The organism is Streptomyces sp. BoleA5, assembly GCF_000373665.1.
Lineage (GTDB): Bacteria > Actinomycetota > Actinomycetes > Streptomycetales > Streptomycetaceae > Actinacidiphila.
Genome location: NZ_KB892091.1, coordinates 315078 through 329919, shown reverse-complemented (window position 1 = coordinate 329919; position 14842 = coordinate 315078). Strand labels below are relative to the sequence as shown.

The 14842-nt window shown below is 72.0% G+C and carries 9 protein-coding genes; 4 read left to right on the top strand and 5 right to left on the bottom strand.

Features of this window, described 5'->3' with window-relative positions:
• Positions 1-127 precede the first annotated feature (127 nt).
• Entirely contained in the window at positions 128-1501 is a 1374-nt protein-coding gene (locus tag B085_RS0105415) for a M20/M25/M40 family metallo-hydrolase (protein ID WP_018557547.1), read from the bottom strand.
• A gap of 133 nt (positions 1502-1634) precedes the next feature.
• Entirely contained in the window at positions 1635-2663 is a 1029-nt protein-coding gene (locus B085_RS45460) for a MurR/RpiR family transcriptional regulator (RefSeq protein WP_018557546.1), read from the bottom strand.
• 308 nt (positions 2664-2971) lie between these two features.
• Between B085_RS45460 and B085_RS45455 the strand changes: the two genes are divergently transcribed.
• The 3 genes from B085_RS45455 (at position 2972) to B085_RS0105395 (ending at position 7174) form a co-directional block, all read left to right on the top strand.
• Positions 2972-3511: a helix-turn-helix domain-containing protein gene (locus tag B085_RS45455; protein WP_018557545.1), complete on the top strand. Its 540-nt coding sequence runs from the start codon at positions 2972-2974 to the stop codon at positions 3509-3511.
• A gap of 4 nt (positions 3512-3515) precedes the next feature.
• Entirely contained in the window at positions 3516-4904 is a 1389-nt protein-coding gene (gene lysA, locus B085_RS0105400) for a diaminopimelate decarboxylase (protein WP_018557544.1), read from the top strand.
• Between the two features lie 209 nt (positions 4905-5113).
• Entirely contained in the window at positions 5114-7174 is a 2061-nt protein-coding gene (locus B085_RS0105395) for a prolyl oligopeptidase family serine peptidase (protein WP_018557543.1), read from the top strand.
• A gap of 348 nt (positions 7175-7522) precedes the next feature.
• Here B085_RS0105395 and B085_RS0105390 read toward each other — a convergent pair whose 3' ends face one another.
• Positions 7523-8452 (bottom strand): hypothetical protein, encoded by a 930-nt coding sequence (locus B085_RS0105390; RefSeq protein WP_018557542.1) that lies wholly within the window; start codon positions 8450-8452, stop codon positions 7523-7525.
• Positions 8453-9024: 572 nt separating this feature from the next.
• Between B085_RS0105390 and B085_RS0105385 the strand changes: the two genes are divergently transcribed.
• A complete protein-coding gene (locus B085_RS0105385) occupies positions 9025-9711 on the top strand; it encodes a DUF6193 family natural product biosynthesis protein (protein WP_158689662.1) in 687 nt (228 codons plus the stop codon).
• A gap of 253 nt (positions 9712-9964) precedes the next feature.
• Here the strand turns inward: B085_RS0105385 and B085_RS0105380 are convergent, their stop codons facing one another.
• Entirely contained in the window at positions 9965-11131 is a 1167-nt protein-coding gene (locus tag B085_RS0105380) for an ROK family transcriptional regulator (protein WP_018557540.1), read from the bottom strand.
• Between the two features lie 281 nt (positions 11132-11412).
• A complete protein-coding gene (locus B085_RS41310; RefSeq protein ID WP_199789151.1) occupies positions 11413-14742 on the bottom strand; it encodes a PQQ-dependent sugar dehydrogenase in 3330 nt (1109 codons plus the stop codon).
• Positions 14743-14842: the final 100 nt, after the last annotated feature.

Here is a 14842-nt window from a genome sequence, read left to right as displayed (position 1 = left end):
GGTGCGTGCGGGTGCGGGTGCGGGGTGTGCGGGTGCGGGCGGGTACTCCCGGGGCAGTCCGGCGGAGGGCGGCCGGTGCGGACCTGGCGACGGTGCGGCAAGGTGGTTCAGGCGGTGCGGGACCCGGTCACCCGTCCGTGCGCACGGCGAGAGGGTCGCTGCGCAGGAAGTCCTCCAGTACCCGCACGCCGAACTCCAGACTGCTCACCAGGACCTGCTCGTCGACCCCGTGCACGTACCGCCAGGCGTCGAAGCCGGGCGGGGTCAGGCCGGGACCGAAGCCGTAGCACTCGATGCCGAGCCGGGCGAACGCCTTGGCGTCGGTGCCGCCGGACATGATGAACGGAAGGACCAGCGCCTCGGGATCGGCCCGGCGCAGCGCCGCCGCCATCGCCGCGAACTCACGGGACGTGTGGTCGGCGAAGACCGGGGCGGCGAAGCTGTGGAAGGAGCGGGAGACCTTCTCGCCGAGCAGCGCGTCAACGGTGGCGAAGAACTCCTCCTCCGCGCCCGGCAGAATCCGGCCGTCCACACCCGCCGTCGCCTCGCTGGGGATCACATTGTGCTTGTAACCCGCCTTCAGCATGGTGGGGTTGAGCGTGTTGGCGACCGTGGCCCCGACCAGCTTCGCCGCCTCGCCCAACTGCGCCAGCGACGCGGGGTCCGCGGGGTCGACCGTGATGCCCAGGTGGGTGGAGAGGCCCTCCAGCAGGGCGGCCACGGCCGGCACGGTCCTGACCGGCCAGCGGTGCGCGGCGAGCGCGGCCAGGGTCGCGGCCAGGGTCGCGACAGCGTTGTCAGACCCGGGACGGGAACCGTGGCCGGCCGCGCCGCGCGCGGTCAGGTCCATCCAGGCGCTGCCGCGCTCGCCGACGGCGACCGGATAGAGCCGTGAGGCGTCGGGCAGGTGCACCGAGTAGCCGCCGGACTCGCCGATCGCGGTGGCCACCCCCTCGAAGAGGCCCGGGTGCCGGTCGACGAGGAAGCCCGCGCCCAGCTCGCCCGTGTCCTCCTCGTCGGCGACGAAGGCCATCACGACGTCACGCGGCGGACGCACGCCACGGCGCGCCCACGAGCGGGCGACGGCCAGCATCATCGCGTCCATGTCCTTCATGTCCAGCGCGCCCCGGCCCAGGATCGCCCCGTCGCGTATCTCCCCGCAGAACGGGTCGAAGCTCCAGTCGGCGGGCTCGGCCGGGACCACGTCCAGATGGCCGTGGACCAGCAGCGCGGGTGCGGCGCGGTCCTCGCCGGGGATGCGGACCACCGTGCTGGCCCGGCGCGGCGCCGACTCCAGCACGACGGGCTCGTAACCGGAGTCGGAGAGCAGTCCGGCGGTCCACTCGGCCGCCTCCCGCTCACCGCGGGAGTCGCCCGCGCCGTAGTTGCTGGTGTCGAAGCGGATCAAGCGGGCACACAGCTCGGTGACTTCCGCGGTCAGGGCGGCGTCCTCGGCGGTGGAGAGGGCGGCGCTGTCCTGATGGCTGGCGGGATCATTCATACAGAGAGGACCAGATGCCTTCCCGGCGGCAGAGGCTGAGGGCGAACCTCGCGCCGCCGTTGGCTCCGCGAGACGGGCATGCGGAGGTGGGGGAGCGGGTGGGGCGGGTGACGAGCACGGGCAGAGGGGACGGTCACTGCGCGGGCGGGCGACGGTCGCCGGGGCAGGAGGGCGAGTCGGCGGCGTCCGGCGCGTATGTGCCGGGGGCGCCGGCGGCGGTCGCCGGGAGGCCGGTGGCGCCGTCGGCGTCCCCTAAGGTGTCCGGAGCCGCGTCCGAGGCCGGACGGCCGAGACCGTAGCTGCCCAGGGAACGGAATACCTCCGTCCGACGCCGGCTGCGACGGGCGGCGCCCTTGGCGCCCGCGGCGGCCAGGGCCGCCAGGACGTGGGCCGCGGCCACCACCGCCGTCGGGGAGTGGTGCGGCGACTCACTGCGCGTGTCCACCGCGAGGACGTGCGAGGCGAAGGAGCACACCGGACTGGTGTAGCTGTCGGTCAGCGCGATCACCGAGGCGCCCAGCACGTGGAACTCGCGTGCCACGTCCACCGTCAGGCGGCTGTAGTTGCGGAAGCTGAACACGACCAGGGCGTCGTCCGCGTGTGCGTCGCTGATGGCGTTGACCGCGGCGCCCGTGGCCGGCTGCACCAGGAACACGTCCCGCATGCTGCTGGTGAGGTCGCTGGTCAGCAAAGAGGCGTAACCGGCCGACTTCAGGTCGCCCAGCACCCATCTCCGCCGCGCCCGCAGCAGGGCCGCGGCCGCCACCTCCAGGGCCCCGTTGGCCTGGAGGTCCGCCAGCGTGCGGCGGAGGTTGTCCTCCTCCGTGGTGATCATCCGGCGAAGCGCCGACCGCTCACGCGGCTCGGACTGCGGCTCACGGCTGGTGAACCGCAGATCCGGCTCGGCCAGCCGCAGACCGATCTCGCGGGCCGCCAGCATGCGCAGGTCGTCGGTCGAGGCGACTCCCGCCGCCGCCAGGAGCCCGTCCAGGTCCGCGGCGGTCGCGCGAGCGGCGCGCAGCAACTGCCCCGGGCGGCGCTCCAGTGAGGCCGGGTAGTCCTCCGCCAGCACCGCGAACAGGCGCTGGGCGGTGGGCCCGCACAGCTCGGCCGCCGCACGCAGCAGCTCGAGGGTCGACGTCGGCGCCAGCGGACGGGTCACTGCTCTCCTCTCCCACTCGGGGCGGTCCACACCCGGATGTCCGGGTGCCGAACTGCCTCTCTGCTGACAGTTAAACGACGGTGCCAGATTGCTTGATCTAAGTGATGCGTGAGTCTTACTGTCGCCACATGACCTCGTCAAGAGTCACAGGGGTGGAAAACTCCCCGGCCGATTCCCCTGCACCGGACCGGATTTCGCCGCCATCACCGGACGATCCCGGACAACAGCGCGCCGAACCGGCCACAGGGGCAGACGCGGTCGACCCCACCGTTTCCGGTCGCGCCACGGTCCCCGGCAGCGCCGACACCGTGGACGTGCTCGCGGCCTCCGTCGCCCGTGTGCGCCGGGCCGCCGGCCTCACCCTCAGCGCGGTGGCCGCACGGGCCGGTGTCTCACCGGCCTACGTCTCGCAGATGGAGTCGGGCGCCGCCAATCCCACGGTCCGCACCCTCTGCCAGATCGCCGACGCCCTCGGCGTCACGGCCGCCGAACTCCTCGGCGGTGCCCGGCCGGGCACCGCCGCCCCCGGCTTCCCGCCGCGGTACGCACCCGCTCCGCTGCTCGCCGGTGTCGACGGTCACCACGGCATCTGGGACCTGACAGCACCGGGCGCGAGCCGCGTCGGCGCCCGGCTGCTCCACGCCGACCTCGGCGACCACGACCGCCCCACCGCCCACCCCGGCGAGGAGTTCGTGCTCGTCCTGGCCGGCTCCTGCCGGGTGACGGTGGCGGGGACCGGACGCCTGTTGCGCACCAACGACAGCTGCCACTTGGCCGCCACCGACGAACACCACTTCACCGACCCGAGCGACGACCTGCTGATGCTCGTCGTCCTCACCGAGGAGTAGCCCCGTGTCCTCCGCTCCCTCCCTGCCCGCGCCGCGTGCGGGGACCCCGCTGCCCGACGGACTGGCCGCTGCCGCCTCACCCGAGTCGGCCCCCGAGGTGTGGCCGCTGACCGCCCGGACCGTCGAAGGCCGTCTGCACGTCGGAGGCGTCGCCCTGGACGACCTGGCCGACGCCTGCGGCACGGCGCTGTACGTGGTGGACGAGGCCGACTTCCGCCACCGCGCCCGGCTGTGGCGCGAGTCCGGTGCGGACCGGGTGCACTACGCCTCCAAGGCCTTCCTGTGCGCGGAGATGGTCCGCTGGGTCGACTCCGAGGGGCTGCACCTGGACGTGTGCAGCGGCGGCGAACTCCAACTCGCCGTGGACACCGGCTTCGACGCCGCCCGGATCGTCTTCCACGGCAACAACAAGTCCGTCGCCGAACTGGAGGCGGCCGTCGCCCACGGCGTCGGCGTGGTCGTCGTCGACTGCCTGGAGGAGATCGACCGGCTGGCGGCCGCGGCCGCCGCGGCCCGCCGCGTCCAGGACGTCTACGTCCGGATCGCCCCCGGCGTCGCCGCCGAGACCCACGACTACATGGCCACCGGCGGCGACGACGTCAAGTTCGGTTTCCCGGTGCGCGGCGGCCACGCCGAGCAGGCCGTGCTCGCCGTCGCGGCGCGCCCCTCCCTGCGGCTCGCCGGAGTCCATTCCCACATCGGCTCGCAGATCACCGCGACCGAGGGGCTGACCCTCGCCGCCGAACGGGTCGGCGCCTTCGTCGCGCTGCTCGGCGAGCGGCACGGCATCGCGGTGGCGGAGATCGACCTCGGCGGCGGCGCCGGCATTCCCTATCTGCCGGGCCAACCCCGCCTGGATCCGGCGGCGTTCACCGCCGCCCTGCGAGCCGGCCTGGAGCGCGTGCTGCCCGGCTCACCCATACGGCTCGCCGTCGAACCCGGCCGGTCGATGATCGGTACGGCCGGGGTCACGCTCTACCGCGTCGGCGCCGTCAAGGACGGACTGCGCCGCCGGTTCGTCTCCGTCGACGGCGGGATGAGCGACGCCCTGCGCTCCTCCCTCTACCTCGCCCGCTACACCGCGTGGACCGCCGACCGCCCCGCCGAAGGCGAACCGGTGCACGCCGTGGTCGTCGGCCGCCACTGCGAGAGCGGGGACGTGGTCGTGCCCGACATCGCCCTGCCCTCGGGCGTCACCACGGGAGACCTGCTGGCCGTCCCCGCCACCGGCGCCTACCACCACGCCATGGCGAGCAACTACAACGCCCAGCCCAGGCCCGCCGTCGTCGCCGTACGGGACGGCCGCGCCCGCCTCATGGTCCGCCGGGAGACCCCGGCCGACCTGCGTCGCCGCGACGCCCACGGCGAGCCGGTGCGGCTCACCGCCGGGTGAGCCCCCGGGCCCGTCCGCCCGTCTCCGCCGGGCCGTCCTCCGACAGGATCGAGTGACGCCCGACTCCCATGACGTGTGGGGGAGATGCGCGTGCCCCCAGCCGGTACGCCACCGGAAGCATCCACCCAGGGGCGGTGCGCGCACAGACCCATGCCCGCGCCGCCCCACCGCACACACCGCCGCCCCACCCCTGCACTCGGAGTCACCCCATGCCCTCCACCTCTCATCTGCCCTACGGCACCTGGCCGTCCCCGATCACCGCAGAAGCGGTCGCCGACGCCTCCGGATCCACCGCCTGGCCCTGCGGAGCGGGCGACGAGAACTGGTGGTGCGCCTCCGACCCGGCCACCGCGACCGTACGGCTGCTGCGCAACGCCCCCGGCCACGAGAAGCCCGTCCCGGTGCTCGCCCCCGGCGTGTCCGTGCGCAACCGCTCCCTCGGCTACGGCGGCAAGCCGTACTGGGTGCGCGCCGCGGCCCCGGCCTCCGGCAGCCACCTGCTGGTCTACACCGACCACCGGGACCAGCGGCTGTACCGCGCGGAGGTGCCCCGCCTCGGGACCGCCGGGGACGATGCGCTCCCCGTGCCCGTCCCGCTCACCCCCGCCGACCCGCCCGGCCGCGAGACGTGCTGGGCCGATCCCGTGACCGGGCCCGACGGGACCGAGGTGTGGTGCGTGCGCGAGACCACCCGTGCCGCCACCGGAGCCCACGACGCCGATCCGGCCGTCCGCACCACCCGCGAGATCGTCGCCGTGCCGCTGTCCGGCGCCGCCGCCGACGACCCAGGCGTGCTGCGCGTCGTCGCCCGCTCGCACCACTTCCTCTGCGGACACCGCCTTTCACCGGACGGCCGACGGCTCGCCTGGATCGGCTGGGACCACCCTCATATGCCCTGGGACAGCTCCGAGTTGATGGTCGCCGACCTGCATGACGGCGTCGCGGGAGAACCCGTCCGGCTCCTGGGCGGCAGCCACGACGGCACCGAGGTCTCCGTCGCCCAGGCCGCGTGGGCGAACCCCGACACCCTCTACGCCATGGCCGACCCGGACGGCTGGTGGAACCTGCACCGCGTCGACCTGGCCACCGACCGGCCGACAGCCATCGCGATCACCAACGTCCTGCCCCTGCGGGAGGACTGCGCCGGCCCCATCTGGCGGGTCGGCGCGAGCTGGTTCACCGTCACACCGCACGGCGTAGTGCTTCCGCACGGCAACGGCACGCAGCGGCTCGCCCGCTGGTCGCCAGAGGACGGCGAACTGACCGACCTCGCCGACGGCTGGGACAGATTCCAGGGCGACCTGTGGTCGGACGGCGAACGGATCCTGGTCAGGGCCGCGTCCCCGGCGCTCGGCTCGGCCCTGCTCTCGGTGCCCGTGGCACCCGGTTCCGGTCCGGCACGGCGCACCAGGCCCGAGTCCGTGGATCCGCTGGCCCCCTGGCAGCCCCTGCCGGAACGCCGCACCGCGTACGACGCGCAGGGCCGGCCCGTCCACTTCGTGCTGCACCGGCCCACCCATCCCTCCGTCAGCGCGGCCGAGGGCGAACTGCCGCCGCTGCTGGTGCAGGTGCACGGCGGCCCGACGAGTTCCACCGGCGTCACCGCCGACCTGGAGTACTCCTTCTTCACCAGCCGGGGCTTCGCCGTCGCGGACGTCGACTACGGCGGCTCCACCGGTTACGGCAGGGCCTACCGCGACCGGCTGCGCGGGCAGTGGGGAGTGGTGGACGTCGACGACTGCGTCACGGTCGCCCGCGCACTGGCCGATGAGGGCCTGGCCGACCCCGCCCGCACGGCCGTGCGCGGCGGCTCGGCCGGCGGCTGGACCACCCTGGCCTGCCTGGCCCACACCGACGTCTTCTGCGCGGGGACCGTCCTCTACCCGATCAGCGAACCCGCGCGGTGGCGTGCGGAGCAGACCCACGACTTCGAGTCCCGCTACGTGGACACCCTGGTCGGTGTGCTTCCGCAGGACCAGGCCCGGTTCGACGAGGTCTCACCCGCCGCGAACGCGGACGGCATCACCGTGCCGCTGGTGATGCTCCAGGGCGCGGACGACTTCATCTGCCGCCCGGACCAGGCCACGCGCATCGTGGACAACCTGGCCGAACGCGGAGTGTGGCACCGCTTCCTGCTCTTCGAGGGCGAGGGACACGGCTTCCGTCGCGCCGACAGCGTCCGCCGTTCGCTGCTGGCCGAGGTCGCCCTCTACCGCGAAGTCCTCGGCGCCCACATCGCCCCCGACGTCCCCCTGGACGCCGAGTCGTAGCTCCCGGTGCGGTTCAACCCCGACACGGACGCCTGATCGGGCGGTAGGAGCCGCCGTTCGCGCCGTGCCACACGGCGGCGACGATCGTTCCGCCGCCTGACCCGATGTCGACGCGCCCGGCCGGGAGCCGTCGAAACCGCGGGCTTCGCGGGCCAGGCCGGCGGCAGCGGACACGACGCCTGGTGGTAGACCCCGGGCGGCCCGGCGCACCTTGAGGCGCGCCGGGCCCGTCCGGTCAGGGGACAGCGGCCTCGGCGGCGGTGTTGCCGCCCCATCTGCTTGAATGGCAGCGCTGGGCACCGACGTGCACGGTGACCGTGCCGCGCTGGCGACTTCGCCGGAGACGCTTCACACAGTGCGTGACGAGAGCTCGGTCCGCAGCCGCTCGTAGGTCGGCGCCAACCGGCGCAGTGCGTCCGCGGCAACCCGGTCGTCGCCCGTGACCAGCGGGTGCTGAAGACCGCCGACCAGCCGTGCCTGCCCGGCCGCTACGGACGCCGCGCCGGAGAGCCCCAGCGACTCCAGGCAGCGCGCGGCATCGGAGAGACGGCGCGCACCGACTCGGATCGCGAAGTGCGCCAGGAAGCCACGCAAGCCGTCGTCGGGTCCTCGTTCCACAAGGGCGGCCAGCGCCTCCACTCCGGCGGCGCCTGCGAGGGTCCCCGGAGGCACCGGCCGGTCGTGACGGCCCGCCAGCCAACGCTCCGCCTCAGGCAGCGACCTGAGCAGCGCCTCCTTCGCCGAGACCTTCCGTTCCTGCACGAAGCCGGCACGCATCACGTACGGGGTAGTGCTGTAGCCGACCGCCATCGCCTCCCAGGCGGCGAGGAGGTCCGCGACCGGTAGTGCCGCGTAGGGATGACCGTGCGGGTCGTGGAAGACCGCTATGCGGCCGTCGACCTCCAGCACGACCACGAAGTGGTCGCCGCCGTCGGCGGTGGGCGTTCCCGGCTGGTGGAGCAACAGCCCCATGTCGACGGGACCGACCAGCACGGGACCGCGGGCGACGGCCTCGCGCAGCCGCTCTTCCGCCTCCTCCGCGGTCCCGCCGGCGGTACGCGTGCAGCGCGCGCCGAGCAGGCCGATGGCCGCGTCCAGACCGTGATCCGGGTCCCAGCCGCAGGGGTCGAACAGTGGCAGAGTGCCGCCGAGCAACTCGAAGCCGAACGGTGAGCCGGTCAGCACCTCGATGACTGCCGGAGACGGGGACGACTCGCCGAGAACCATGGACAGGGAGTTGGCGTAGCAGTAGGGGCCGGAGCCGATGTAGTGCGTCACTGTTGCCCTGCCTTCTTCGGTCGGGAAGCGATGGAGGGTTGCGGCAGCCCCGTCAACCCCGCGGTGGCCCTCAAGTTGCATCCGGTAGGTGGAGCACACCAGCGCGTCCAGTGCAGACCCTGACACCGTGTGAAGGTCAAGCCCATGGGCCGGGACGGACGCCAAGCCAAACCATGGGCAGTCATGTTCGGAGCCGGAGGAAGAGGCTGTAGCGGCCGGAAGAGGGCGACGAGGGCTCTTGACGTCGGTCTTGGGCCTCCGCCGGTGGCCGGCAGTCGGGCTCGAGCCGACAGAGCGGAGGGCACGTCGACGACGTTCTCGCCTCCGAAGGCCAGTTGCTCGACGAGCGAGCGGCCCAGGCCGCCGGCGCCCTCGACCGAGATGCGGCGCTCAATGCAGCTCACCGTAGGTTCCGGCGTTGACGACGGACCGGCGCCGGGCCACCTGGTGGCCAGTGGTGTCGACTGCGGCGGGGCTGTGGGACGACTGGTGGGGACCGACACCGATAAGGATCACGGCGCTGCTGCCATGTGCTGTCGACGGATGCCGCGCATCCCCTGTACAAGTACGCCATGATCTATCCCGAGGTAGTGGAGGCTGGTTCGCTCCGGAGCGCTCTCCAGGCAGCGGTCGATCGCGAGGGCCGTGCGCTTCCGGTCGAGTTGACGTCCTCACCGGGCTGGCGCTACGTCGCCGCGAAGATGGATGCCGACGACCGCTCGGCGACTGTTCTGTTGGCCGGCGACGAGCGCGAGTTCTTGGTTGACTGCTGGGCCCACGGAGTCCTCATGGCCTCGGGCAGCACGCAGGACTTGGCCGAGGTGGCCGGCGCACTATGCACCTGGGTACAGGGGGCCAGGGTGCGCGAACTGACCTCGCAATGGGCCTTCCTGAGGACCTGGGAGCTGGCCGAGGCCCATGAGCGAGGTGAGGCCGTGCCGGCTCGGTGGCAGAAGATGCGCGAGTCTGCCGCACGCAGGCAGGACGCTGATTGGCAGGACCTCATCGAATCCGCCTTCGAGCAGTCGCGACTTCGGGTCCTGTCGCCCGGACGCTCCATGTTCTGGCTGACCTTCAGCCGCCGGGCTGCGCCGCCCATCTGTCACGACCTGCCGCGGACCAGACCGCTCGGCAACGGCCGATTCGAGGTGACCTTCGCCGACGGCCGTGTTCAGGAGGTGGACGGTGCGGCAACAACGGTCGCCATGATCGTGGATGGCTTGCCCGACGATGCTGTCCCGCGACCTTTGGGATCATGACACGGCGACCTCATGAGTTCTTGAGGCGTCTCCAGCAGATGATCGTGCAGCCCAGGCAGACGAGGCTTCATGCTCCGTACATGTGGGCCGAGCGACGCGGCGTCTCCCCGAGTCGGTGCAGCACCATGGCCACCTGGCTGAGGTAGACCCGCTCAATGCCGTCAGGCAGAGGCGGAGATGGCCGCCGGGGATCGGCACGTCACGCCCCCAGCGGCACCTTCAGGCGGGGTGGCCGGCGAACACGCCCTCTTCGTCAGAGATGGCTCTTGAAATCGAGTTCGCTGGCCAGTAGCGCCGCGCCGGCCACTCCGGCGCGCGGGCCGAGTTCCGACAGCACGATCTGCAGGTTTCCGGTGGCGAGCGGTAGCGAGCCCTTGTAGACGACGCTGCGGATCTCGGCGAGCAGCAGATGGCCGAGCCCGGAGACGCCGCCGCCGATCACGATCATCGACGGGTTGATGAAGCTGACCAGCGTGGCGAGGACCTGCCCCACCCGGTGGCCGCCGTCCCGGATCAGGTTGACGCACGTGACGTCTCCGCCGGCCGCGCACTCCGCCACGTCGACCGCGGTGAGGCTGCCCCCCGCGGCGAGGCGTGCGGCCAGCGCCGGCGACTGCCCCGAACGGGCGGCGGCGGTGGCGTCCCGGGCCAGGGCCACACCGCCGAAGAAGGCCTCCAGGCAGCCGGTCTTGCCGCACGCGCAGGCCGGTCCCTCCGCCGCGACCTGGATGTGGCCGATGTCGCCCGCGGATCCCTCCGACCCGCGGTAGATCTGCCCGTGGACCTGGACACCGCAGCCTATGCCGCTGCCGATCTTGACGAAGAGCAGGTTGTCGACGGACCTGGCGACCCCGGCGTACCTCTCGCCGAGGGCCATCACGTTCACGTCGTTGTCCACCACGACCGGGCAGCCGTGCGCGTCGGTGAGGGTGTTCCGGACGGGAAAGCGGTCCCAGCCCGGCATGATCGGCGGGGAGACCGAGATGCCTTCCTTGAAGCTGACCGGTCCCGGCAGTCCGATGCCTATGGAGTCGAACCGCGTGCACCCGGACTTGTCCGCCATTTCGTTCAGGAGTTCGTTGACCCTGTCCAGGACCGCACGCGGGCCCTTGCGGATGTCGGCGGCCTCGGCATAGGAGGCGATCGGTTTCAGCCCTCCGTCGGTGATCTCGATGTCGATCGAACTGGCCCCGAGGTCCACCGCCGCGAACCGGATCTCGGGGTCGAGTTGGACGAGTGTGGAAGGGCGGCCGCCGCGAGAGGTGGCGCGTCCTGCCTCGAGTACCCTCCCGGCCGCGATCAGGGCTTCGAGTTCAGCCAGCAGCCTCGGCCTCGCCACTTCCAGCTCGTCGGACAGCTGCGCGCGCGACAGCGGTCCGAGGTCGCGCAACAGGCTCAGCACGCGGTACTGGATGCTCACAGGCTCACTTCCCGAGTATCGGCCGAATGTGTGACAAAACGTTAGGGGCGTTACTCGATAAGCGTCAATGGCTTTCACACGGATCATCGAAAGTTAAATCCGAAACGAAAAAAGCATCGGTGCCGGGAATCGCCCGACGGGAATCTCAGCTCGGGACCGGAGGGCATGTGGAAGGACTCCAGGGCGGGGCAGCCGCCGTCCCGCGACGGCCACCGGTGAGCCCTGGAGCCACTGGCAGGGTGCTGCCCGGCACCTTCGACCGCCGGGCAGCACTCCTGGCGTCAGCCGGTCAGGCCTCCCTTCACGGCGAGGGCATCGCGGGCGATCGCCGACCGTGCGGCCGCGTCGGTCACCAGCTTGGTGTCCGCGGCCAGTTGGGCGACCTGGTCCAGGACCGCGGCCGCCTGGTTGGTGCGCCCCGCGTCAGCGTGCGCCCGGGCCTGTGCGAGCCGGACCGTCAGCCGCTGCCGGCCCTGCTCGGTCAGCCGGTTCTCCGCACGCAGCTGGCTGATCAGAGTGTCCAGCTCGTCGAAGGAGGTGCTGGTGGTGAAGTGCACCGTGCGCGTGGTGGTGTTGCCCGCCGCGTCACGGCCTGTGACCACCAGGTCGTGGCCGCCCAGCGGCAACCGCCACAGCAGCAGGGGCTGCCCCGGCGTGACCGCCGTACCGTCCAGCAACGCGGTCGCGGTCGGCCCCCCGGAGACGGCGTCCGTGACCGATACCACCGGCGTCGGGCGCTGGGAGTTCCCGTAGGCGGTGTCGGCCGTCACACCGGTGACCGTCACCGCGGGTCCGGTCTTGTCGATCCGGACGGCGACGGTGCCCACCGTGGAGACGTTGTTGGCCGTGTCCGTCGCCCGGTACCGGATGGAACTCATCCCCTCCGTGGAGAGGGTGACGGTGCTGTTCGCGCTCAGCCAGGTCGTTCCGCCGTTGAGCGAGTACTCCCGGCTTTTGACGGTCCCGTTGTCGGTGGCGCTGACGGTCAGCGACACGTTGCCGGTGTACCAGCTGTTGCTGCCGTCGGGCTGCGCCGGGTTGAGGGCGGCCGTGACCGTCGGCGGGGTCCGGTCGGCGATACCGGACCCCTGGAAGGTGAAGGAGTCCACGTCGACGTCGCCCGAGGAGGTGATGTAGAGCTGCCCGGTGCCGGTGGGAGCCGAACTGAGCGCCGTGTTGACGGTCTGCCAGCCGTCGCCGGCCGGGACCGTGATCGTGGCGAACGGGTCGGACCTGGGCGTGCCCCAGCGCAGCGACAGGGTTCCGGCGCCGGTGGCGCGAGTCTGCACGCCGGTGATGCCGGCGAAGGACACCGGGTCGTAGCCGATCCAGTCGCCGTTGTCGAAGGCGGTCAGCTTGCGCTGTCCGGAGGCGGTGGCGTCATCGGTGATCACGACGCCCTGGGACGAGTCGTAGTGCTCGCCCTGCATCACCGCGGGGTTGAGGACGACCTGGGCGTCGCTGGTCGCCGGGGGCACACTGCCGGCGCCCCGGTCGGTGTAGGTGAGACCGAGGACGCCGAAGACGTTCTCCGTGTCACCGTGGCCGGCGTCGGCCGGGGTGGTGATCGCACCCGAGCAGCCGGTCCCGCTGGTCACCGGGTGTCCGTGCTGGTTGTGGCCGAGACCGAGGGTCCAGGCGGCCTTGGTGCAGTCGACGTTGGTGCCGTCCTCCGGATCGTCGATCCGGGTGGCGTACGGCACCACGTCGCCCCAGGTGAAGAAGCCACCGTTGGGCGGGGAGGTGAACGCCACCGTCGGAGCGGTGTTGCCCACCGTGATCTGCTTGCTGGTCAGGCCGGTCTTGCCCTCGGGGTCGGTGACCTTCAGGCGCGCCTGGAGCTGCCCGTTGTCGGGATAGGTGCGGGTCGCCGTGGGGCCGGAGGTCTCGAACGTGCCGTTGCCGTCGAGGTCCCACTGGTAGGTGAGGGCGGAGCCATCCGGGTCGGTGGAACCGGTGGCGCTGAAGGAGACGGTCAGCGGTGCCTGGCCCGAGGAGGGACTGGCGCTGATCACCGCGGTGGGGGCCTTGTTGCCCTCCGCGTAGTCGATCCGGTAGAGGCCCGCGTCGGGGTTCTGCCGGAAGAAGCCGTCGCCGTAGTCGAGGACGTAGAGCGCGCCGTCGGGGCCGAACTCCAGGTCCATCGGGTTATCCCACGGCGGGATGCCGTTCGCTGAACGCTGGCTGTTGGGAAGGACGTTCTCCAGCTTGGTGACCGGCCCTTCCGGGCCGGCCAGGGTCAGGGCGGCGACGTAGTCCTGGGAGAACTCCCCGAAGAAGGCCTTGCCGTCCCAGTAGGCGGGGAACTTGCCCGGAGCGGGGTTGGACGCCTCGTAGTGGTAGACCGGGCCGCCCATCGGGGCCTGGCCCCCGGGGCCGCCAGGACCGCGGAAGGCGGTCAGCTCCGGCCAGGGCTGGTCGCTGTCGCGGTCGCCGTACCACAAGGTGGCCGCCCTCGACGGGGGCAGCTGCGTGAGGCCGGTGTTCCAGCGGGAGTCGTTGACCGGCGCCGCGCAGTCGAAGGCGGGGCCGGGGGTGAGGGTGGCGAAGTCGAAGTCCCGGTAGGGACGGGTGTTGTCACCGGTGCAGAACGGCCAGCCGCTGTTCATGGCGGTGGTGGTGGTGTCCCACTCGACGTAGCCCATCGGTCCGCGGTTGGGGTCGGCGTTGCCGGCGTCGGGGCCGTAGTCGCCCCACATCACGGCGCCCGTGGCCTTGTCCACCGACATCCGGTAGGGGTTGCGCAGGCCCATCACGAAGATCTCGGGACGGGTCTTCTCCGTGCCGACGGGGAACAGGTTGCCCGGCGGGATGGTGTACGTCCCGTCCTCCTGGACGTGGATGCGCAGGATCTTGCCGCGCAGGTCGTTGGTGTTGCCGGAGCCGCGGCGCTCGTCGAGGCCGGGGTTGTAGCCGGCCGCGTCGTTGATCGGGGTGTAGCCGTTGACATTGGGGCCCGACGCGGGTGTGTTTCCGCCCGTGGACAGATAGAGGTTGCCCTGCGCGTCGAAGTCGACGTCGCCGGCGACGTGGCAGCACTGACCGCGGTTGGTGGTGACGCGGATGATCTCCTGGGCGGTCGACAGATCGAGCTTGTCGCCCGTCCACTTGAAGCGGGTGAGGACGTCGTAGCCCTCCCACTGCTTCCAGTACGCGTCGGTCTGCCCGGACGGCAGCCGCTCGGGGGCCGCGCCGGCGGGAGTGCTCAGCGGCGGCGAGTAGTAGAGGTAGACCCAGTGGTTGGTGGCGAAGTCCGGGTCGAGGGTGACGGTCTGCAGACCCATCTCTGAGTTCTGGTAGACGTCGATGTGGTTGACGACCCTGGTGATTCCGGTGCCGGGGTCGGTCATCCGCAGATCGCCGTTGCGGGCGGTGTGCAGCACGCGCAGATCGGGCAGCACGGCGAGGTCGATCGGCTCGCCGGTGTCCTTGCTGAGCGTGGCCTTCTCGTAGTTCGACCAGTCCACGGCGGGGTCCGCGGCCGCGCTCGCCTGCGCGGCGGACGTGTCGTCCGGGCGCGCCTGCGCGGCCGGTGCCAAGGCGAGACCGCCCAGCATGGGCAGCGTTGCCAGGAGCACCCCGGCCATGAGGCCTCTCAGGGTACGGTACACAGTGTTGCGTCTCCTTGGTCTGTGCCGGTCAGGAGGTGCGCGGCCGGGCCGGCCCGCCGATCGGGCCGTGGCAGCGGAACGCCGATGGCGGGCTGTGCCC

Bases quoted from the DNA above. Each gene is read 5' to 3' on its own strand.
- B085_RS0105385 (WP_158689662.1), top strand. From the start codon at position 9,025: ATGATCTATCCCGAGGTAGTGGAGGCTGGTTCGCTCCGGAGCGCTCTC.
- B085_RS0105415 (WP_018557547.1), bottom strand. From the start codon at position 1,501: ATGAATGATCCCGCCAGCCATCAGGACAGCGCCGCCCTCTCCACCGCC.
- B085_RS0105395 (WP_018557543.1), top strand. From the start codon at position 5,114: ATGCCCTCCACCTCTCATCTGCCCTACGGCACCTGGCCGTCCCCGATC.